This is a genomic window from Leyella stercorea, assembly GCF_021531355.1.
Taxonomy (GTDB): Bacteria; Bacteroidota; Bacteroidia; order Bacteroidales; family Bacteroidaceae; genus Prevotella.
This window is the reverse complement of sequence record NZ_JADYTS010000203.1, coordinates 1-516: the sequence shown is the minus strand read 5'-3', so window position 1 is coordinate 516 and position 516 is coordinate 1. Positions and strand designations below refer to the sequence as shown.

At 51.2% G+C, this 516-nt stretch carries 1 protein-coding gene; it reads right to left on the bottom strand.

Features of this window, described 5'->3' with window-relative positions; all coding sequences use genetic code 11:
* Positions 1-516 (bottom strand): hypothetical protein (locus I6E38_RS15080; protein ID WP_235394740.1); only part of this gene is annotated, 516 nt, incomplete at both ends.

Here is a 516-nt window from a genome sequence, read left to right as displayed (position 1 = left end):
AGAGCGCTGCCATAATTATAGTCGCCTATCGTCCTACGGTAAGCGTCTGCCAACACTCCGTGTCCTCTTACGGTATCCTGCACAGCTTGGTTGAACTCCTCCGCATGGTCGGGCGATACAGTCGGGAAGTCTCTCGAATAGTCATACGGACTGTCTATGATGCGTCCGCTCATAGTGCCTAACGTGTGTTGCAGATAGTCCGAGAACTCAATCTCCTGCTTGGCTACAGCCTCGGGATTGCTCGTGCTCTGCTCCAGTCTGTTGTAGCGGAACTTATATGCAGCACCGAAATGGTCAAGATAGAACTGTGTGCGTCCGCTAATTCTTCCGCCCTTTTCCACTTCGGGATACTTGAAGATGTAACCCTCCGCATAGTCAAGGTTCTCACGAGTGTTGAACGGTGTTGCCGAGAGGAAGATTGTCTTCGTGTCCTTCCACTCTGCCTTTGCCTGCGCTTTAAGTTTAGGCTCCACTTCGTTTGTGTAATGGCTCAATGCCTTCACAAACTCGGCGTGT